The organism is Cyclobacterium xiamenense (genome assembly GCF_042140265.1).
In the GTDB taxonomy this organism is placed as follows: domain Bacteria; phylum Bacteroidota; class Bacteroidia; order Cytophagales; family Cyclobacteriaceae; genus Cyclobacterium; species Cyclobacterium xiamenense_A.
Genome location: NZ_CP159481.1, coordinates 2391936 through 2411509 on the forward strand (window position 1 = coordinate 2391936; position 19574 = coordinate 2411509).

At 49.3% G+C, this 19574-nt stretch carries 17 protein-coding genes; 12 read left to right on the plus strand and 5 right to left on the minus strand.

Going from position 1 to position 19574, the window contains the following annotated elements:
- The first annotated feature begins 17 nt into the window (after positions 1-17).
- The 8 genes from ABWH99_RS10150 to ABWH99_RS10185 all read left to right on the plus strand — a co-directional run bounded on the left by ABWH99_RS10150 (position 18) and on the right by ABWH99_RS10185 (position 11286).
- Positions 18-2402, plus strand: a complete 2385-nt coding sequence (locus ABWH99_RS10150; RefSeq protein WP_375586162.1) for a PSD1 and planctomycete cytochrome C domain-containing protein — start codon at positions 18-20, stop codon at positions 2400-2402.
- A 3-nt stretch (positions 2403-2405) separates the two neighbouring features.
- Positions 2406-3863 (plus strand): DUF1501 domain-containing protein, encoded by a 1458-nt coding sequence (locus tag ABWH99_RS10155; RefSeq protein ID WP_375586163.1) that lies wholly within the window; start codon positions 2406-2408, stop codon positions 3861-3863.
- A 158-nt stretch (positions 3864-4021) separates the two neighbouring features.
- Positions 4022-4978, plus strand: coding sequence for an aldo/keto reductase (locus ABWH99_RS10160; protein ID WP_375586164.1), 957 nt, complete (start codon positions 4022-4024; stop codon positions 4976-4978).
- Between the two features lie 31 nt (positions 4979-5009).
- A complete protein-coding gene (locus ABWH99_RS10165; protein WP_375586165.1) occupies positions 5010-5969 on the plus strand; it encodes an aldo/keto reductase in 960 nt (319 codons plus the stop codon).
- 452 nt (positions 5970-6421) lie between these two features.
- Positions 6422-6850 (plus strand): response regulator, encoded by a 429-nt coding sequence (locus tag ABWH99_RS10170; RefSeq protein WP_375586166.1) that lies wholly within the window; start codon positions 6422-6424, stop codon positions 6848-6850.
- Between the two features lie 85 nt (positions 6851-6935).
- The gene (locus ABWH99_RS10175; protein WP_375586167.1) at positions 6936-8393 is read left to right on the plus strand and encodes a sulfatase; all 1458 of its coding nucleotides are present in this window, start codon (positions 6936-6938) and stop codon (positions 8391-8393) included.
- Positions 8394-8486: 93 nt separating this feature from the next.
- Positions 8487-9905 carry a Glu/Leu/Phe/Val dehydrogenase gene (locus ABWH99_RS10180; RefSeq protein ID WP_375586168.1) on the plus strand — a complete coding sequence of 473 codons (1419 nt, stop codon included), beginning with the start codon at positions 8487-8489 and terminating at the stop codon, positions 9903-9905.
- Positions 9906-9915: 10 nt separating this feature from the next.
- The gene (locus ABWH99_RS10185; RefSeq protein ID WP_375586169.1) at positions 9916-11286 is read left to right on the plus strand and encodes a D-arabinono-1,4-lactone oxidase; all 1371 of its coding nucleotides are present in this window, start codon (positions 9916-9918) and stop codon (positions 11284-11286) included.
- Between the two features lie 113 nt (positions 11287-11399).
- On the opposite strand, the gene ABWH99_RS10190 is transcribed toward ABWH99_RS10185, so the two are convergent.
- Both ABWH99_RS10190 and ABWH99_RS10195 read right to left on the minus strand, forming a co-directional pair.
- Entirely contained in the window at positions 11400-12272 is an 873-nt protein-coding gene (locus tag ABWH99_RS10190) for a DUF1080 domain-containing protein (protein WP_375586170.1), read from the minus strand.
- Positions 12273-12290: 18 nt separating this feature from the next.
- Positions 12291-13403, minus strand: coding sequence for a hypothetical protein (locus ABWH99_RS10195; RefSeq protein WP_375586171.1), 1113 nt, complete (start codon positions 13401-13403; stop codon positions 12291-12293).
- Between the two features lie 157 nt (positions 13404-13560).
- Here ABWH99_RS10195 and ABWH99_RS10200 point away from each other — a divergent pair, with 157 nt between their 5' ends.
- From ABWH99_RS10200 to ABWH99_RS10215, 4 genes are all read left to right on the plus strand, one after another.
- Positions 13561-14973, plus strand: a complete 1413-nt coding sequence (locus ABWH99_RS10200) for a Gfo/Idh/MocA family protein (protein ID WP_375586172.1) — start codon at positions 13561-13563, stop codon at positions 14971-14973.
- A gap of 11 nt (positions 14974-14984) precedes the next feature.
- Entirely contained in the window at positions 14985-16037 is a 1053-nt protein-coding gene (locus tag ABWH99_RS10205; protein ID WP_375586173.1) for a glycosylase, read from the plus strand.
- A 6-nt stretch (positions 16038-16043) separates the two neighbouring features.
- The gene (locus tag ABWH99_RS10210; protein ID WP_375586174.1) at positions 16044-17591 is read left to right on the plus strand and encodes an arylsulfatase; all 1548 of its coding nucleotides are present in this window, start codon (positions 16044-16046) and stop codon (positions 17589-17591) included.
- 165 nt (positions 17592-17756) lie between these two features.
- Positions 17757-17996: a DUF5131 family protein gene (locus tag ABWH99_RS10215; RefSeq protein ID WP_375586566.1), complete on the plus strand. Its 240-nt coding sequence runs from the start codon at positions 17757-17759 to the stop codon at positions 17994-17996.
- A gap of 57 nt (positions 17997-18053) precedes the next feature.
- Here ABWH99_RS10215 and ABWH99_RS10220 read toward each other — a convergent pair whose 3' ends face one another.
- Genes ABWH99_RS10220 through ABWH99_RS10230 form a run of 3 tightly spaced genes read right to left on the minus strand, consistent with a single transcriptional unit; the run spans position 18054 to position 19538 of the window.
- Positions 18054-18512: a preprotein translocase subunit SecB gene (locus tag ABWH99_RS10220; protein WP_375586175.1), complete on the minus strand. Its 459-nt coding sequence runs from the start codon at positions 18510-18512 to the stop codon at positions 18054-18056.
- Positions 18509-18991 (minus strand): helix-turn-helix transcriptional regulator, encoded by a 483-nt coding sequence (locus tag ABWH99_RS10225; protein ID WP_375586176.1) that lies wholly within the window; start codon positions 18989-18991, stop codon positions 18509-18511. The genes ABWH99_RS10220 and ABWH99_RS10225 overlap by 4 nt, the downstream gene beginning before the upstream one ends.
- A gap of 4 nt (positions 18992-18995) precedes the next feature.
- Positions 18996-19538, minus strand: coding sequence for a hypothetical protein (locus ABWH99_RS10230; protein WP_375586177.1), 543 nt, complete (start codon positions 19536-19538; stop codon positions 18996-18998).
- Between the last annotated feature and the right edge of the window lie 36 nt (positions 19539-19574).

Genomic DNA, 19574 nt, shown 5'->3' on the forward strand with positions numbered 1-19574 from the left:
TGCCTAATTTTAAACACATGATTGGAAGGATTACACGTACGGTCGCTTGGTTTGGGTTGGCCTTTTGGATACTGGGCTGTGGCAGCGATTCGGGCCAGCCTCTTGCCGAAATTCCAGACACGGTTAGTTACAACCTACACATTCGCCCTATTTTGTCTGAAAACTGTTTTGCCTGTCACGGGCCGGATGCCAACAAACGGGAAGCAGGCTTGAGACTGGATTTGGAAACCGATGCTTTTGCCGCGCTGAAAGAGCATCCGGAGCGGCATGCGCTGGTGCCGGGTAATCCGCAGGCTTCGGAAGCGTATTTGCGTGTGATAAGCACCGATGCGACCGAACGCATGCCACCACCTTCCTCCAACCTGAGTCTGTCGGACCAGCAGGTAAAGTTGATTGAAAAATGGATTCGTCAAGGTGCCGCTTACGAACCGCATTGGGCCTTCGTTCCTCCGGTTAAGGCAGGCTTGCCTTCCGACGAGTCGGGATGGGCGAAAAGTGAAATCGATCATTTTGTATTGAAAGCCATGCGGGAGCGGGGCTTGACTCCGAATCCACGTGCAGATAACTTGAGTTTGCTGCGGAGGGTGTATTTGGATATTATTGGATTACCTCCACCACCGGAAGTCCTGGATCGGTTTGCAAGGGCCGAACCGGACCTGGACACAGTACTTGATAGCCTGTTTGCTCAATCTGCGTTTGGGGAAAAAATGGCCGTCCATTGGATGGACCTTTCCCGCTATGCGGATTCCCACGGGTATCAGGACGACTATTACCGTACCCAATGGCCCTGGAGGGATTGGGTGATCCATGCCTTTAATCAAAACATGCCTTACGACCGTTTCGTTACCTGGCAATTGGCCGGGGACCTATTGCCGGATGCCGGGAAGGAACAGTTGCTCGCCACCGCATTTAACCGGAACCACAAGATCACCGAGGAATCGGGAGCCATTGACGAGGAATACCGGGTAATGTATGCAGTGGACCGGACCAATACATTGGGTAAAGCTTTACTGGGAATTACTCTGGAATGTGCTCAGTGCCACGATCACAAATACGATCCCATTTCCCAAAAGGAATACTACCAAACGTACGCGTTTTTTAATACCATTGCCGAATGGGGCATGGAAGAGTCTACCCCGGGCTTCTCCAAAAAAAGTCCTGCGAAATTGCCCATGATGGAGATTACGGAAACGGATGTTACCGACATCCTGGACTTTGTCAACCTGCCCGACAGCAGCCGACGGGTGCAGGTCTTGCTGGCCAATATGGGAAAAGGGGCCAATTACAATTCCCTGCTTGCGGAGTCCAATGTCTTAAAAGTCTCGGTTATGGGGGAGCCCGACAGCACGCGGCAGACCTATGTGCTGGACCGGGGCATGTACAATGCACCCTTGGAAAAAGTATCTGCAGGAGTACCCGCAGCGATTCTTCCCTTTCCGGAACACTTGCCAAAAAACAGGCTGGGTTTGGCCAAATGGCTTTTTGATCCCAAAAATCCATTAACAGCCAGAGTGTTCGTCAATCGTATCTGGCAGGAGCTATTCGGGCAGGGCCTGGTAAGCACTCCGGGTGATTTTGGCATGCAGGGAGATCTTCCGGTCAATCAGCCGCTGTTGGATTGGCTGGCAGTAGACTTTATGGAAAGTGGCTGGGACATACAAGCACTGCTCCGAACGATTGTTCTTTCGGCAACCTACCAACAGTCCTCTCAAGTCAGCCCTGAAAAATTGGAACGAGATCCGGAAAATCGCTTCCTTGCCCGCTTTCCCCGTCAGCGATTGCCTGCGGAAGGAATTCGGGATCTGGTACTCGCTAGCAGTGGGTTGTTAGTACCCGAAATTGGCGGACCAAGCGTAAAGCCCTACCAGCCCGAAGGCCTTTGGGAAGCGGCCACTTCGGGTAGGGGAAATTTATCCAGGTACCAACAGGATACCGGAAAATACCTGTATAGAAGGGGATTGTACACCTTTATCAAACGAACCGTGCCTCCTCCCAGCATGATGCTGTTCGACGCCAGCAATCGGGATGCCTGCGAAGTAGAACGATTGAAGACCAATACCCCCTTGCAGGCGCTGGTGATGATGAATGATCCGGTCGTCCTGGAAGCATCCCGCGTATTTGCCGAACGATTGCTAGAGACCGAGCAAGCCATTCCTTTACTGATCGATAAAGCTTTTTACCGCATTCTCGGCCGGAAGCCGGAAACTGCAGAGAAAGCCGTTCTTGAGAAAAATTACCAGTCGTTTTTCAATGCCTTGGAAAAGGATACCCACCGTGCGGAGCAGCTGCTCTCGGTCGGGGAGTATCCGCTAAATTCAGCGCTGCCAATAGCTGAACGAGCCGCCTTGATGCAGGTTATTTCCCTGCTTTACAATTTGGAGGAAACCATTACCAAATCCTGAGTTATGGAAAAAGAATTATTGGAACACCGTCTTCATATAAATCGCAGGCACTTTCTTTCAAAAATGAGTCTTGGATTGGGAAGTGCCGCCCTGGGTTCACTCTTGATCCCGGATTTGTTCCGGGGCAACCTGGGGAGCAGCGAAACTCCAGGTTCGCTGGGAATACCTCATTTTGCGCCCAAAGCGAAGCGGGTCATCTATCTCTTTCAAAACGGTGCGCCTTCGCAGTTGGAGTCCTTTGACTACAAACCCAAACTCCGCGAAATGTGGGGAGAAGAGTTGCCCGAGTCCATCCGCATGGGACAACGCTTGACGGGCATGACTTCCAGTCAAAACTCCTTTCCTTTGGTGGGGTCTTTCACCAATTTTCAGCAATATGGCGAAGCAAGGGCCTGGATTAGTGAGTTATTTCCTCACACCGCAGGCATTGTAGACGATATTTGTATCATCAAATCCATGCATACGGAGGCCATTAACCACGACCCTGCGCTTACCTTCTTTCAGACAGGGGCCCAGCAGGGCAATCGGCCAAGCATGGGCTCCTGGTTGAGTTACGGGCTGGGAAGTGAAAACAGCAACCTGCCGGCATTTACCGTGTTGCTTTCTAAAGGCAGAGGCAATGGACAGGGTGTATATTCCAAGCTTTGGAACAATGGTTTTTTGCCAGCCACCCACCAGGGAGTGCAGTTCAGCAATGGAGAGGATCCCGTGCTTTACCTGAGTGACCCGGAGGGAATGCGGTCCTCCGAGCGTAGAAAAATGCTGGATCATCTGTCCGAGCTGAATCAAATGGCTTTTCAGCGCAGCGGTGATCCTGAGATTCAGGCCCGGGTGGCCCAATACGAAATGGCCTTTCGCATGCAGACTGCCGTGCCCGAAGCCACTGATCTATCGAAAGAACCGGAACACATTTTCGAAATGTATGGTGAAGATAGCCGGAAACCCGGAACTTTCGCAGCCAATTGCCTGCTGGCCAGAAAATTGTCAGAAAACGGCGTAAGATTTGTGCAACTCTACCATCAGGGTTGGGACCAGCACGGAAACCTTCCTTCCGAGATGACCGTGCAAGCAAAAGACGTGGATCAGCCTTCTGCAGCCTTAATCAAAGATTTGAAACAACGAGGCCTTCTGGACGAAACACTGGTCATCTGGGGTGGAGAATTTGGCCGTACCAACTATTCTCAAGGGAAACTTACCAAATACAATTACGGGAGAGACCATCACCCGAGGTGCTTTAGTATCTGGATGGCAGGGGGCGGAGTAAAGCCGGGCATGGTCTACGGAGCCACCGATGAGTTTGGATACAACATTACCGAAGATCCGGTACACGTGCACGATTTTCAAGCAACGGTGCTGCACCTTATGGGTTTGGACCACGAACGGTTGGTCTACAGGCACCTGGGACGGAAGTTCCGATTGACAGATGTTTCGGGGAAGGTCGTTCCAGGTATTCTGGCCTAACTATTCGGAGGTGCCGGGGTGCCGTGTCTACCATCCGACCCGCAGTTTTGAGCGAAAAAACAGGCAGGCCGGATTTGGGATTGCCTGAAAAAAGCTGCATTTTCCGCCTTAGAAATCAATTAATCTGTTAATTTTCAGATAACCAACTCATTCATTTTATGAAAAAACTATTGTTTGCGAATGGCGATGCCATGCCTGCGTTGGGATTAGGCACCTGGAGATCCAAACCGAATGAGGTTTACGAAGCCGTGTTGCAGGCCCTGAAAGTGGGGTACCGGCACATTGATTGTGCCTCCATTTACAAAAATGAAAAGGAAATCGGGGATGCCTTGTCAACCGCATTCGCTGAAGGCTGGGTAAGCCGGGAGGAAGTTTGGGTTACCTCAAAACTTTGGAACGACTGCCACCTGAAGAGCGATGTGCGGCCTGCCATCGAACAAACGCTCGCCGACCTGCAATTGGAATACCTGGATTTGTACCTGTTGCATTGGCCGGTGGCAGTTCGAAAAGGTGTGGATTTCCCGTCTAAAAAGGAAGATTTTCTGAGCTATGCGGAAGCGCCTCTTACCGAGACCTGGAAGGGTCTGGAAGAAGTGTTTGGAAAAGGCCTTACCCGGCATATCGGTGTTTCAAATTTTAACACCCAAAAGCTGAGCGAAATCCGGGAAGCGGCCAACAATCAGCCCGAATTGAGTCAGGTGGAACTGCATCCCTATCTGCCCCAAAACAAACTAAAGGCCTATTGTGAAGCGCATTCCATTTTGCTTACCGGCTACGGTCCGCTGGGAGCTGCCTATCGGGTAGCCGCCAAGGAGGTAGATTTCCCCATTCTACTCGAGGATAGCACCCTAAAGGAGATCGCTTCTAAACATCAGGCAACAGTGGCGCAGGTAGCTTTGGCATGGGCTTTGGAGCGGAATACTTCCGTGGTACCCAAGTCGGTCAATCCTGTCCGTATTGCGGAAAACTTTGAAGCCACCCGACTGCAGTTGGATGAAGTGGATATGGAAAAGATCAACCAACTGGAAGGCCCCTACCGGTATACTCCCGGGCCGGCCTGGGTAAGCAACGGCAGCCCCTTTACCTATGCCGATCTTTGGGAAGAATATTTGTAATTGTAAAGCAACTTATCTAAATCGAGAAAACATGAAATACATAACTTTTGAAAACGGCGATCAGATGCCCCTGCTGGGACTGGGAACCTGGAAATCAGCCCCTGGAGAAGTATACCAGGCGGTGTTGTGGGCAATCGAAGCCGGCTACCGGCACATCGACTGTGCCGCCGTATACCAAAACGAAAAGGAAGTCGGAAATGCTCTCAATAAAGCATTTGCGGACGGTTTGGTCAAACGTGAGGAAGTATTTGTGACCTCCAAATTGTGGAACAATGCGAACGAAAGGGATCAGGTAGGCGAAGGATTGAAGCGCAGCCTGAGCGATTTGCAACTGGACTACCTGGACCTGTACCTGGTTCATTGGCCGGTTTCCCTCAAGCCCCATGTTATGTTTCCCGAAAAGGGCGAGGATTTTTTTACTTACGATCAAGTACCTCTTTCCGACACCTGGGCAGGCATGGAGGCATTGAACCAAGCAGGAAAAGTCAGGCACATCGGGGTATCAAACTTTAACCAGGCAAAGATCAATGAAGTATTGAAATCCTGCCAAATGAAGCCCGAAATGAACCAGATCGAACTCCATCCTTATTTACCTCAGAACGAGCTGGTGACATTTTGCAAAGAAAATGGCATACAGGTGACGGCCTACTCTCCCCTGGGTTCAGCGGATCGACCCAAAGCAAGAAAGAAGGCAGATGACCCCGTGTTACTGGAGCATCCCCTGTTTCGCAAATTGGCAGAAAAGCACGAAGCAACCGTAGCCCAGGTATTGATCGCCTGGTCGATGCATCGAGATATAGTGGTGATTCCCAAGTCAGTAAATAAAGAACGGATCCACCAAAACCTGCAAGCGGCTTCGCTGCAGTTGGATGCAGCTGATATGCAGGCCGTCGCGGCAATTTTAGAGCGCCACCGCTACATCGACGGAACGTTTTTTACGGAAGTTCCAGGTAGTCCGTACCATCAGTCGGATCTTTGGGAGTCCCTTTGATTCCAACCAACTAGCAGTCAAATCCTGGAATCCATACCAAGAAGAAGCTGTTCGGGGCTTTCCCTGCCTCGCACCCACCTTTGGGGTGGGTGCTTTTTTTGGTCTTTACGGATTGAATCAAAGCCTAGGTTGCATAAAAACGGCATCCACCTATTTATAGTGGCTGGCTTGGTCGGGAAGAGGGATGTCGGCCGCATTCATTTCGGTGAGGCAGAGGGAGAAAGCGTGGGGCACTTTTTTCCAAAACGCTGAGGGTTACCGGATAAAGGAGCCAACGTACAAACGCTCTTTGATAGATTACTTCGGTGGGAGCAGGGAATACATGAGATTTTGGCGCTGTCTGTAAGTGAAATACCTTATTTTTAATAGATTTGTAACAGGGACGGTTTGTCTCATGGGGCAGCAACTTAAGCGTCATTTAAAAAAATGACTTACTTCAATTTGAACACGTTATGAGATTAGTGCACGTTTTATTGGTAGAAGATAACGAAGGGGATATTTTTTTGACGACCGAGGCGTTGGAAGAGAGCAAATTTATCGAAAAGTTAAGCATCGCCCGAGACGGGCAGGAGGCGCTTGATTTTGTGTATAAAAACCAGGGTTTTGAAGAGAATTTGACTCCTGATCTAATACTTCTCGATGTAAACCTACCGAAAAAAAGCGGGCATGAGGTCCTCGAAGAATTAAAAAAACACCAGGTATACAAGAAAATACCGGTAATCATGCTCACCACCTCTTCCTCCAAAAAGGATATCGATTTATCTTACGAGAATCATGCCAACTGCTACATTACCAAACCGGTAGAGGTCGGGGGTTTTTTAAAGGCAGTTACGACGATCGAGCAATTTTGGCTCAACATTGCCAGTTTGCCGTCGGTATAGGGCCAGATACAAGCGTGTCGCTGGAAGCGTACTATTTTGTTTAATCGTCTCAGATTGTTAAATTTTGTCAACCAACGACACGCCCATGAAAAAAGCCGCATTTACAGAACTCGTTTTGGGAATCCTATTCTCCAGTCTGGTACTGTCCTGCACCGATCGTAATCCGGATACGGAAACAGCAGCTCCACTACCCAATATTGTACTGATTTTTACCGACGATCAGGGGTATGCCGATGTGGGTGTTTTTGGGGCCAAGGGATACGAGACTCCTCACCTGGATCAGCTGGCCCGGGAAGGGGTGCAGTTGACCAATTTTCATGTGGCCAATGCGGTTTGTTCTGCTTCCCGGGCCTCCTTGCTCACCGGTTGTTATTCAAACCGGCTGGGAATTTTTGGGGCGCTTTCCCACGAGAGTGAACACGGTTTAAATCCGGCGGAGGAGACCATCGCCGAGGTATTGAAGCCACTGGGTTACGCGACGGGGATCGTTGGCAAGTGGCACTTGGGGCACAAGTCCCCCTTTCTGCCCACAAAGCAGGGATTCGACGAATTTTATGGGCTGCCCTACTCCAACGATATGTGGCCCTATCATCCGGAGCGACCGAATTTTTATCCTCCGCTGCCGCTGTACGAGAACGAAGTGGTTATCGACACCTTGGAAGATCAACGCATGCTTACCACTTGGTATACCGAACGGGCGGTGGATTTTATTAAACGCGAGAAGGATGGCCCCTTTTTCCTGTACCTTGCCCATAGCATGCCCCACGTACCGTTGTTCGTTTCCGATAAATTTCGCGGGAAATCGGAAAACGGATTGTATGGAGATGTCATCATGGAAATTGACTGGTCGGTGGGTCGGGTAATGGAGGCCCTGGAGCAGCCGGGCCTGGCAGAAAATACACTGGTGATTTTTGCCTCGGACAATGGTCCCTGGCTTTCCTATGGAAGCCATGCCGGAAGCACCGGGAAACTAAAAGAAGGCAAGGGTACCTCCTGGGAAGGAGGGGTGCGGGTACCGGGTATCATGAAGTGGCCGGGCAAAATCCCCGCCGGAACGGTGATGGATCAGCCGGTGATGACCATTGATTTGCTTCCCACCCTGGCCCATCTTACCGGGGCAGACTTACCGGTAAAGAAAATTGACGGAAAAAATATTTGGCCTTTGCTTGCGCAAGAAGCGGGGGCGCGTTCTCCTCACGACGCGTATTATATTTATTACAACCGAAACGAACTGCAGGCGCTTCTTATGAATAATTGGAAACTGGTGCTTCCTCATCGCTACCGATCCCTTCCCAAAAACAGTGAATTGCCCAACGACGGCACGCCGATCCGCTATGAAATGGTGGCGCTGGAGGAGCCTGCGTTATTTGATCTTTCCAAAGACCCGGGTGAAAGCCTGAATCTGGCCGATCAGCATCCCGAAGTCGTAGAAGAAATGATAAAACTTGCCGAACGTGCGAGGGAAGATATGGGCGATGCGCTTCAAGATCGGGAGGGAGCGAATAACCGCTTGCCCGGTAGACTGGGTGTGACCAACGAATAAAAGATGAGTAGGCTTCCCAGGTTGGCGTTTGGGCACATCTATTGCAGCCGGATAGCCAGGAAATTAAGAGAAACCTAAAACGAACAAAAATTTATGGTAAAAAAGCAGGAGTACAGTCTTTTTGAAGATGTTTGCAAAGTGGTGGACTTCGCCGCCAGTCACATGGACATTCACCCAGGGCTATTGGATCAGATCAAACAATGCAATAGCGTGTACAAATTTAATTTTCCGCTGCGAAATGCGGATGGGACCTACCAGGTGATCGAAGGATACCGGGTGCAGCACTCCCATCACAAATTACCGGTAAAAGGAGGGATTCGCTACAGTAGTTTTGTAAACGAAGAAGAAGTAAAGGGCCTGGCAGCCCTAATGACCTATAAATGTGCACTCGTCAATATCCCGTATGGCGGTGCCAAAGGAGGGGTTACCATTGACCCGACAAAATACACCACAGAGCAACTAGAAAAAATCACGCGCAGGTATACGTCAGAATTGATAAAAAAGAAATTCATTGGCCCGGCCATCGATGTTCCGGCGCCGGATTATGGAACCAGCAGCCGCGAAATGGCCTGGATCGTGGATACCTTCGAGGCGTTTAATCCTGAGGTGATCAACGCGAAAGGCTGTGTGACGGGAAAACCCCTTTCACAACATGGAATCGAGGGGCGAACCGAGGCTACCGGTATGGGCGTCTTTATTGGAATCCGGGAAGCGGTAGGCGTTCGCGAAGACATGGAAGCGCTGGGATTGGATGTGGGACTGGCAGGAAAGAAAGTCATCGTACAGGGCTTAGGTAATGTCGGGTATTATTCAGCAAAATACTTGCAGGAAGCGGGAGCTAAAATTGTCGGAATCGCCGAATACAACGGCGGTATTTGGAACGAGGATGGCATAGACGTGGAAGATATCAAAACCTATCAGCTGGTGAACAAGGGGTTTTTAGGGTACGAAAAGGGTACTTTTATCGAGGATGCCAAATCCCTGCTAACCTATCCCTGCGATATTTTGATACCTGCCGCGCTTGAAAACCAGATAACCTTGGATAACGCCGACAAGATTCAGGCTAAAATCATCGGTGAAGCCGCAAATGGTCCGGTCACCCAGGATGCCGATAAAATTCTTCTGAAAAAAGGAATTATGATCATTCCGGATATGTACTTGAATGCGGGAGGGGTGACCGTCTCTTATTTCGAATGGTTGAAAAACCTGTCCCGGGTCTCGTTTGGCAAACTTGAGAAAAGATACGACATGAAAAAGTACGATGCGCTGTTGGAAACCATAGAAAAGGCGACCGGAGATTCCTTTAGCGAGCAACAAAAAGAACTAATCGTTCGGGGAGCCAGTGAGCGGGATCTGGTTAATTCCGGGCTGGAAGAAACCATGGTAACGGCCTACCATGAGATGAATCGTGTCCGCAAAGAAAAAAATATTAAAGACTTGCGAACCGCCGGTTTTATCCTCGCCCTGGAACGTATCGCCATTTCCTACATGGATTTGGGAATTTTTCCCTAAGATTTGCACGATGAAAAAAAGGCAATTCTTAAAACACACCTCTCGAATCATTGGAACCAACCTGATTATGCCCATGGTCGCCTGCACTACTCACACACAGATACAGTCGGTTCCCGCCCGGTTCAATTGGTCGGGAAACCTTCGGTATAGTACCGATATTCTGGACCATCCGGAAGATTCGGAAGCTCTTCGGAAAATCGTTCCTAACGCCCCGAATCTGAAGGTATTGGGAACGACGCACTCGTTTAATTCGATTGCAGATAGCAAGCACCGACAAGTAACGCTGGACAAAATGGATCCGGACATTCGCTTGGACCCCGCGCAAAATACCGTTAGCATGAATGCAGGGGTGCCTTACGGCTTGTTGGCCCGAACACTTGAACAGCAAGGTTTTGCGCTGCACAACCTGGCTTCTCTACCGCATATTTCGGTAGCCGGTGCCTGTGCAACCGGCACGCACGGTTCCGGAGATTCCAATGGCAATTTGTCTACGGCCGTCACTGCCATGCGCCTGATGAGAGCCGACGGCAAACAGGTACTGCTGAGCCGGGAAAACAATCCGGAGGAATTTAAAGCAGCCGTTGTGCATTTGGGTGCCTTGGGGATCGTTACCCAAATCTCGCTATCGGTTCAGCCCACTTTTTCCGTTCGGCAGTACGTCTTTGAAAACCTGCCTTTTACGGAGCTAGCGCAAAATTTCGATGCCGTGTTTTCTGCCGGATACAGCGTGAGTTTGTTTACAGATTGGCAAGAAATGCGTTTTAATCAACTCTGGATCAAAAAACGAATGGACGATGCAGGGGGAGACAGCGCCATGCCGGAGGAACTTTTTGGAGCAACTGCCGCCAGGGACCATTTGCATCCAATCAAGGATATCGCTGCCATAAACTGTACAGAGCAAATGGGTCTGGCAGGACCTTGGCACGAGCGCTTGCCCCACTTCAAAATGGACTTTACTCCCAGCAGTGGAGAGGAACTACAGTCGGAATTTTTTGTTCCGAGGGAGCAGGCGGTAGAGGCGATCGGAGAGCTGTTTGCGATGGGAGAAGCCATTTTTCCCCTTCTGCTGATTTCCGAGATTCGGTCCATACAAAAAGACTCCCTGTGGTTGAGTCCCGCCTACGAACGCGATAGTATTGCCTTGCATTTTACCTGGAAACGGGACTGGGAAAACGTCCGGAAGCTCCTTCCCCGGATTGAGGATAAATTAAAGCGGTTTCAGGTTCGGCCACATTGGGGAAAATTATTTACCCTGCATCCCGGGTACCTTCGGGAACAGTATGAACGCATGGATGACTTTCGCGCCATGGTGAAGCGGATGGATCCATCCGGGAAGTTTCTCAATGCTTTTCTCCAAAAAAACCTAGTCGGTAAGGCATAAACGCAAGCAACGCCTCCAATTAAAAAAAATGACTTCGGAAGCGGTGTAGCTACCGAAAGCAAATCCAAACCAAAGCGGCTGCCTCCCATAAAAAGACAGCCGCTTTCGCTTTTTTATTCCGTTGATTTCAGTAGCTGTAAAACCTCCATCAATTTTTGTTGATCCTCCTTGTAGGGAGCCAAATCAAAAATTTCCACGCGTCTGAAATCAATGGGGTGGCTTTCGCTCTGGAGCGAAATGAATCCTTCCGAAATCAATTGGCCATCTTTCTTTATCTCGGGGTTGTGGTTGCTCACGTTTCCTCCCCCTATCTGGGGCTGGTAGTAGGTAAGTACCGTATCGCCTTCGAGAATATGGTGAATGACGGAGTCTCCCAGGACCAGAAAATCGGCCGTCACCCACTGCTCTCCATGGTAGGTTTTGGAGGAGGAACTGGTGCAATGCGGAGTAAATAGTTCTCCGTTCATGACCACGTTGGTACCCGGGGTGCACAAGTTGCTCGTGGTACGCGGATTTTCACCGTCTCCACCGAGCAACTGTCCCTCGATGGAAATCGGAAAATCCTGATCCCGCGTCATGGTCTCCGGATCCTGACCGTGCAACATCACGCCGGAGTTTCGTAGTGCCCAACCTTCTCCCTCTGGAGCTTGCTCGCCCACAAAACGGTATTCCACCCGGTACAGGTAATGGGAAAAAGACTCGTCGTAAAAAATATGCCCGTATTGCCTGTCAAACGCTTCGTAGCCATCGTAACGGACTTTGAGCAAACCGTCCTCTACCCGAAAGGTATTGGCATAGTTCTCATCGAGTTCGTGTTTGGCTATTTTTATTCGCCAGTTTTCCATATCTTTCCCGTTAAAGAGGGATCGCCAGCCGGATGAGATATCAATACTTTCTTTTTTTTCGGTGCCTGGTGAACAGGCCAGCAAAAGGCTACCGGCAAAGAGAAATGCCAGCAATTGGTTCTTGGTGTTTGTAGGTGTCATAATGGTGAATTCAACGCTTCAGGAGCTGGGTTGTACATGTAATTTAAGAATCTTTACTTCATTCACTTGATCCGGAAAATAACTCGGATCAAGAAGCAGGTAAAAGGGTTTGTCCGGCCCTTCAAAGTTTAGCAAAAATAACAGCTCTTTTGGCAGGGCAAGGGGCTCGGACCATCCGCTCCCGGGAGAATACCACTTCAGCAATCGCCCGGGCATGGCGGGTGCCGAAGGCAGGCTGTCTTTGTAAATGCCTTCGAAATAACTTACTGCAAAGCCATTTTCCATCGCAAAAAGGCCCGTAATCTCTCCTTCGGAAAGAATGGAGCCATCGTTACCGAGGGGTAGCACCTGGCCTTTAATTTGCGCAAAGGATTTGGCTTCCAGCGATATACTTTCTTCCCAGGCGCCACCCGCTCCGAGGTTGTACCGGTGAATCAGGGGCTCTTTATTGAAGGCAAAGTACAGGCGGTTGCCTGCCCGGCTGATTAGCGGAGTGGGGGGCTCAAAATGAAGGTCTTGTTGGTATTGGCTTTCCGGGGATAGGCGCAAAAATGGTTCCGTCTCACCCGTGACCAAATTCAATTTTTCCAACAAGTAGTTGTCCCGGTAGTATCCTTTCGCATACGGGCTTTTATTTCCTCTTCCGGGAATAAACAGTAACAGTTCATCGTTCCACTTCTCCATGATCTGCACGTTCCGTTTCAAATCCACAACTCCATTTGGAAAGGGCATCAGGCGCTTTTCGCGAAGCCGAAGATCTTCATCCAGCAGTCCGATTTCGCCTTTGATCGAATGGGCAAAAAGTTCTCCATCGGGTAGTAGTTTTATTCCGTTGACATAAAACAGCCCGTTGTTTCCCTGCGTGGGTAGTGAATTGCTGGTCAGCACGGCTCCGGTACTGTCAAAGGCCAGGTAGGTTCCGGACCGATAGTTGTAGAGGACTCCTCGGTTATTCAAAAAGTCTGCGGCATGGATTTCTCCTGTAAAGGGAATGGTGAGGGTATCCAGAACGGCCAGCGTATACCGGGATTTTCTTTCGAAATCTCCGGGCCCGCAGGCGTTGAAAAGGGTGGCGACCAACCCAAGCACGATAAAGGAACGCATCGAAATCATGGCGAAAGTTAAGTTCATTTTTTAGCCTTTTCAAACATTTCGGATAAACTAATCGGTGATTTTTATCTGATATTCGCTACAAAACGGTTATCTTAACGGGTCCTTTTCCTGTTTCTTTGCGAAGCGGTACCAGGATCAAAAGACGCAATTGGATCAAAAATAACCAATCAATTAAATGAACGATAAACGTAGACAATTTATTAAGTCCGGTCTCCTTGGCGCTGCCGGTGTGTCCATTCTTCCATCCTTTGTTTTGGGTAAGCCCCTGGGACACATCGCACCCAGCGAAAAAGTAAACCTGGCCTGTTGCGGAATTGGCCATCGGGGCGGTAGCATTACCAAGTCGTTGTACCAAACAGGACTGGCCAATATTGTGGCCTTGTGCGATGTGGACATGGGAGCGCCTCACACGGAGGAGGTGATGAAAATGTTTCCGAACGTTCCCCGGTTCAAGGACTTTCGAGAAATGTTTGACAGGATGGGAAAGGATATCGAAGCCGTCAGTGTTGGAACGCCTGATTTTTCCCACTTTCCTATTACCATGCTGGCCATGTCCCTTGGCAAGCACGTGTACGTAGAAAAGCCCATGGCCCGTACCTTTCAGGAAGTGCAGCTGATGATGGATGGTGCCAAAAAATACAAGGTGGCTACCCAAATGGGAAATCAAGGCCATTCGGAAGCCAATTATTTCCAGTTTAAGGCCTGGAAAGAGGCAGGGATCATCAAAGACGTGACCCACATGACCGCCCACATGAACGGTCGCCGGAGGTGGCACGGGTGGGACACCAATATCATCTCCTTTCCCGAAAAGCAGCCCATTCCCGACACCATGGATTGGGATACCTGGCACACCACGGCACAGGAGCACGACTACCACCAGGACCTGGTAAACGGCCAATGGCGCTGCTGGTACGATTTCGGCATGGGTGCTTTGGGAGACTGGGGCGCCCATATCATGGATACGGCACATGAATTTCTGGAATTGGGTCTTCCCGAGGAAGTCATTCCTACCCGGCTGGATGGGCACAATACCTTCTTTTTTCCGATGGAAACTACCCTTGAGTTTAAATTTCCGAAGAGAAACGATATGCCGGCCATGACCATCACCTGGTACGACGGACAAAAAAACATTCCACCGGTACCGGAAGGGTATGGGGTATCCGAATTGGACCCGAACATCCCGCCCCCAAGTGACGGACAACTGCAGCCGGCCAAGCTCAACCCAGGAAAAATTATTTATGGGAAAGACCTAACCTTTAAGGGAGGATCGCACGGCAGCACCCTATCCATTATTCCCGAGGAAGCAGCCAAAGACATGGCTTCGCAGCTCCCCGAAGTCATGGAAAGCCCCTCCAATCACTTTGCCAATTTCCTCAAAGCCTGCAAGGGAGAGGAAAAATGCCGGTCTTCCTTTGATATCGCCGGACCCTTGAGTCAGGTATTTACCCTGGGTGTTCTTTCCCAGCGACTCAAGGCCCACTTGAAGTTTGACCGTGAGTCCAAACAAATCACGAACCATGCGCTGGCCAATCAATTGCTGGCGGGCGTTCCGCCACGAAAAGGCTGGGAAGAGTATTACAAGCTGTAAATGGCTTGTAGATGAATCGTTTTCAGCAATTTCTGCTGCTTACGCTAGGCTGCTGGGGATGGGTTTGCTGCAAGCCCGCCCCCCAGCTTCCCATGGAAGTTTCGGCGGAACGCATGCAGCAAGTTTACGAGCGAATCAAGACTCCCCATAAATACGGGGTAGTTTTTCAGCACAGCGATACCACCAAACTGGTAGATAGCCCTACGATCTTCCGGTACGAAGATCAGTGGTACATGAGCTACATCGTCTTTGACGGAACGGGCTACGAAACCTGGCTGGCCAAAAGCAGTAATTTGCTGGATTGGGAAGAGCTGGGTAAGCTGCTTTCCTTTACGGAAGATACCTGGGATGCAAATCAAAAGGCCGGGTACCTGGCGCTCGTGGACACCGATTGGGGTGCCGGTAACGAGGTGCATCGCCATGCAGGTACCTACTGGATGTCGTATCTCGGAGGAGCCACCGCAGGGTATGAAGCCGGTACGCTGGGTGTGGGTATGGCCAAATCGGAAAATCTGGTCTCGACCAAAGAATGGGAGCGGATCACTAGCCCGGTACTGTTGCCTGACGACTCGTCCGCCCGATGGTTCGAAACCGATAAAATCTACAAGTCCCACGTCATCCGTGATGAAGATCGATTGACCGGGTACCGGTTTGTCATGTATTACAATGCCAAAGGAGACACCGCCTCCTACGAAAGCATTGGCATGGCCGGTTCTGAGGATATGGTACATTGGAACCGGATAGGCGAAGAACCAGTAATTACACGCGGAGCAGGTATTTGCGGGGATGCGCAGGTGGTAAAACTGGACGACCTGTATGTGATGTTTTATTTTGGTGCCTTTTGGAAACCCGGGGCTTTTGAGCGCTTTGCCTGCTCCTACGATCTGCTCCATTGGACGGATTGGGCAGGGGAGGACCTGGTGGCGCCCTCTGAGCCCTACGATGCCGTCTATGCCCACAAACCCTGGGTGATTCGTTGGGAGGGAGTTACCTATCATTTTTACAATGCCGTTGGAAATCAGGGTAGGGTGATTGCGCTTGCCACCTCTATTCCTTTAAAGTAAAAACCCATGATAAATTGGTTGAATTTTAGCATGTTCCTTTACCTTATCCTTTTCCCTGGAAAGGATCTCCTTGCCCAAGCTGTGGAGGAGAAGGCGAGTCCCCCTAATATTGTTATCATTTTTGCAGACGATATGGGATACGGGGATATCAAAGCCCTGAATCCCTTGTCCAAAATAGAAACCCCAGCCCTGGATGCATTGGTCGAAGGGGGGATTTCGTTTTCCAACGCACATGCGAGTGCCTCCGTGTGTACCCCCTCTCGTTTCGGTCTGCTTACCGGGGAATACGCCTTCCGAACGCCGGCAGCGGCACGTGGGATCGGAGGATTTACTCCCCCGGTGATGGATACCAACCGCGTAACTATGGCTACATTTCTTCAAAAAGCCGGGTACCGCACCGGTATCGTCGGTAAGTGGCACTTGGGTTTGGAATGGGTCACTAAGGACGGCAACGCTGCCGTATTGGATGCCGCGAGCGGCTATTCCAATGTGGATTACAGCCGGCCGGTTCAGACCGGACCCAACGACTTTGGTTTCGATTATTCGTTTATCCACCCGGCATCTTTGGATATCCCTCCCTACGTTTTTTTGGAAAATCACCGGACTTTGGATCCGGAAGTGATCTTAACGACAGACGTGTATCCCCGGCGCAAGGAAAACACGGAATTTTCCTGGGATAAAAAGCACAGCAACGATCAGGCCGTGTACTGGGAAAAAGGCGTATGGTGGCGGCAGGGAGAGATGGCTCCTTCGTTTCGGGTAGCGGATTGTCTGGATGAAATCACCGCTCAGGGCCTGGCTTTTATCGAGCGGCAGTCGGCGGATACCCCGTTTTTTCTCTATTTGCCGCTGACCGGCCCCCATACACCCTGGCTGCCCTCGGAAGCGCACAAAGGAAAATCCGGAGCGGGGCTTTACGGAGATTTTGTCATGGATATTGATCAGGTGGTAGCGCGCATACAGGAGCAACTCCGGCATCAGGGCTTGCTCGAAAACACCTTGTTGATTTTTTCCAGCGATAATGGAGCTTACTGGCCGGAAGAAGAAATTTTGTTGTACGGTCACGATTCGAACCGGGGCCTGCGTGGCCAGAAGGGCGATGTTTGGGACGGGGGCCACCGGGTTCCCCTACTGCTATCCTGGCCGAAGGGCATACGAGAAAAAGCAAGCTACCCAGGGCTAGTCAGTCTGACCGATCTTTTCGCTACGGTTGCCGGCTTGCTGGATCAAAAGATCCCCGACGGTGCGGCCATGGACAGCTACAGTTTTTTACCGGTAGTGCAGGGAGACATGGAATACCAGGCTCGTACCGAGATGGTGCATCATTCCTCTTCGGGTATGTTTGCGATCCGGACATCGGAATGGAAATTCATTGATGGGCTGGGTTCGGGCGGATTTACCTACCCCGGCAGACTGGAACCTGAAAAGGGTGGGCCCAGGGGGCAGTTGTATCGAATAGCGGAGGACACTTATGAGAGAGATAACCTGTTTGCCGCTTATCCCCGTATGGTGGAACAGCTGAAATCGCAGCTGGAGGAAATAAAAAATCAGTAGGCTGAGTTAGGTTTTTGCACAAGTTCTTGGAAGGCCCATTCAGTATTGAGCAATACAAGCAAGAATTGGATGAAACTGAGGCTGATATGGAGAGGGGAGCCTTCTACAGACAGGAAGAAGTAGAGAAAATAGCTGGAGATCATTCTTTAGAAAAAAGAAATCAAAATCCTCCGGTTAAGCGGCATCGACTGGGTCATTCTAGGAGGAGGAATCGGTCACAAGGCCAGACCGATGGATCAAAAATGGGTTTGGGATATTCAAGAGCAATGCCAAACAGAAAAAGTGGCTTTCTTCTTCAAACTGTGGGGTGGTAAAAATAAGAAAAAACCTGGCAGGGAACTAAATGGGCAAATCCATGACGAGATGCCTGATGGGGAGTTTCAGAATATCCAATATAATAATTAATCTATCTTACAACACTCAGAATTTTCACCAATATATTCCAAATTCAAATAGAATAAACTATTGCTTTTTATCCTGCAAATCTGCTTTATCCTGTAAAAGCTTAGTGATGTCGATTGGAGGAAGTAAATATCCGCCCATCGGACCCAGATTGGTAATTTGAAAAATGATATTTCGAAGGTTATTGATTATCATATTCAGGGTAGAAAACTGAGATAAGTTATTTCTTAACCTCTCCTCGATATTTTCAGCGTCTTTGAGTTTAAATGTTGCTCCTCCTTCTACCATAATTTGGTACCCAGGTTTTGGATTTTCTTTGTCTTGGTTAACTTCAATGGTGGTAAGAAGCTGTATCTCCTCACTTTCCTCACTTTTGGCCATTTCAAAATTTATTTCTACCGAATAGGTGGAAAATAGTTCCTGCAAATCCAGGTTGTCCTGTTCAGTTACTTCATATCCATAGTGAGATTGAAGTAGTTTGAAATCCAATAACTGTAACGGAGAAAATTTTGCTTTCATCCTGCTTTGGCATAATCATCCTCACTTGAGGGCTCTACGGCCATTACTAATTGAGGATTGGTTTTTTGTTGTTTTAAACTAAAATATTGCTGAGTTAGGGCCCATTTACGATGGTAATCCATGATTTCTTGGTTCACTCGGTCACAGATCATTTCTTCAGTTACTACTTGTTCGTTTTCTGCCAAAATAACCTGTAACCGTATCTCTAGGACTTCTTCCAGCTTTGCAATTGTTGAAAGCTTGAAATCATTCGCCCCCTTTACCAATTTGCTCACCTGTTGCCGACTGACACCCAAAGCATTGGCAAGGTCAGTTTGATTCCAGCTTTTATCGTCAAGGGCATCCAAAATCCGCAAGGAAATCCGGGTTGACTTTTTGAGCCATGCTTTATTTGCTAATCTAAAAGCAACTTTTTCCTTCCAACCGGAAGCAGCATTCTCTGCCGCCAGAATTTTTATCTTTTCTTCTGTCTTGCTCATGGTTTTAAATATCTAAGTAAACGAACTCCCCTTCTTCACCTTTCTCCTGCAGGTACTCCCTCACCATATTAAGCTTATATAGTTCCTTCTTTGTGTGCTTCCGATCCTTCATCTGATCGGTCAACTTGATCGCACCACCTGTGATGACAAACGAGTTAGCATACCGGATGGCGTAAATCCTCAGGAACGAGTTGCTGTGAGTACCGTAAGCTTTAAGTTGTTGTAGTTCATAAGCTGATCCAGCTTCCTTTTTGTGTAATGGTTTAAAAAATTCGCTTAGATGCTTTCCTGATACATCTTCGGCCAATTTGAATAGGGTTTCAAATAAAGCATCTGCATCTTCGATTGCTTTCTCGACGATTTGGCTAAGTGTAGCTTTACCATAATACGATTCATAGTCTCTTTTGTATTGTTTGAAAAACAGACGCAAATCTTCCGGATCTGCCCATTTTTCCTGCAGTATATCCAGCGCATCCTGCTCACTCCCTTCATACTTTACTGCATAAAGGCAATTTTTTGAATGCTCAAATATACAAACAACTTTCATATTGTCAACCTATAAGTTTACAAAATCGTTCCAAAG

Excerpts from the sequence above, each read along its gene's own strand:
- ABWH99_RS10150 (WP_375586162.1), top strand. The coding sequence starts at position 18 with ATGATTGGAAGGATTACACGTACGGTCGCTTGGTTTGGGTTGGCCTTT.
- ABWH99_RS10155 (WP_375586163.1), top strand. The coding sequence starts at position 2,406 with ATGGAAAAAGAATTATTGGAACACCGTCTTCATATAAATCGCAGGCAC.
- ABWH99_RS10160 (WP_375586164.1), top strand. The coding sequence starts at position 4,022 with ATGAAAAAACTATTGTTTGCGAATGGCGATGCCATGCCTGCGTTGGGA.
- ABWH99_RS10165 (WP_375586165.1), top strand. The coding sequence starts at position 5,010 with ATGAAATACATAACTTTTGAAAACGGCGATCAGATGCCCCTGCTGGGA.
- ABWH99_RS10170 (WP_375586166.1), top strand. The coding sequence starts at position 6,422 with ATGAGATTAGTGCACGTTTTATTGGTAGAAGATAACGAAGGGGATATT.
- ABWH99_RS10175 (WP_375586167.1), top strand. The coding sequence starts at position 6,936 with ATGAAAAAAGCCGCATTTACAGAACTCGTTTTGGGAATCCTATTCTCC.
- ABWH99_RS10180 (WP_375586168.1), top strand. The coding sequence starts at position 8,487 with ATGGTAAAAAAGCAGGAGTACAGTCTTTTTGAAGATGTTTGCAAAGTG.
- ABWH99_RS10185 (WP_375586169.1), top strand. The coding sequence starts at position 9,916 with ATGAAAAAAAGGCAATTCTTAAAACACACCTCTCGAATCATTGGAACC.
- ABWH99_RS10190 (WP_375586170.1), bottom strand. The coding sequence starts at position 12,272 with ATGACACCTACAAACACCAAGAACCAATTGCTGGCATTTCTCTTTGCC.
- ABWH99_RS10195 (WP_375586171.1), bottom strand. The coding sequence starts at position 13,403 with ATGAACTTAACTTTCGCCATGATTTCGATGCGTTCCTTTATCGTGCTT.
- ABWH99_RS10200 (WP_375586172.1), top strand. The coding sequence starts at position 13,561 with ATGAACGATAAACGTAGACAATTTATTAAGTCCGGTCTCCTTGGCGCT.
- ABWH99_RS10205 (WP_375586173.1), top strand. The coding sequence starts at position 14,985 with ATGAATCGTTTTCAGCAATTTCTGCTGCTTACGCTAGGCTGCTGGGGA.
- ABWH99_RS10210 (WP_375586174.1), top strand. The coding sequence starts at position 16,044 with ATGATAAATTGGTTGAATTTTAGCATGTTCCTTTACCTTATCCTTTTC.
- ABWH99_RS10220 (WP_375586175.1), bottom strand. The coding sequence starts at position 18,512 with ATGAAAGCAAAATTTTCTCCGTTACAGTTATTGGATTTCAAACTACTT.
- ABWH99_RS10225 (WP_375586176.1), bottom strand. The coding sequence starts at position 18,991 with ATGAGCAAGACAGAAGAAAAGATAAAAATTCTGGCGGCAGAGAATGCT.
- ABWH99_RS10230 (WP_375586177.1), bottom strand. The coding sequence starts at position 19,538 with ATGAAAGTTGTTTGTATATTTGAGCATTCAAAAAATTGCCTTTATGCA.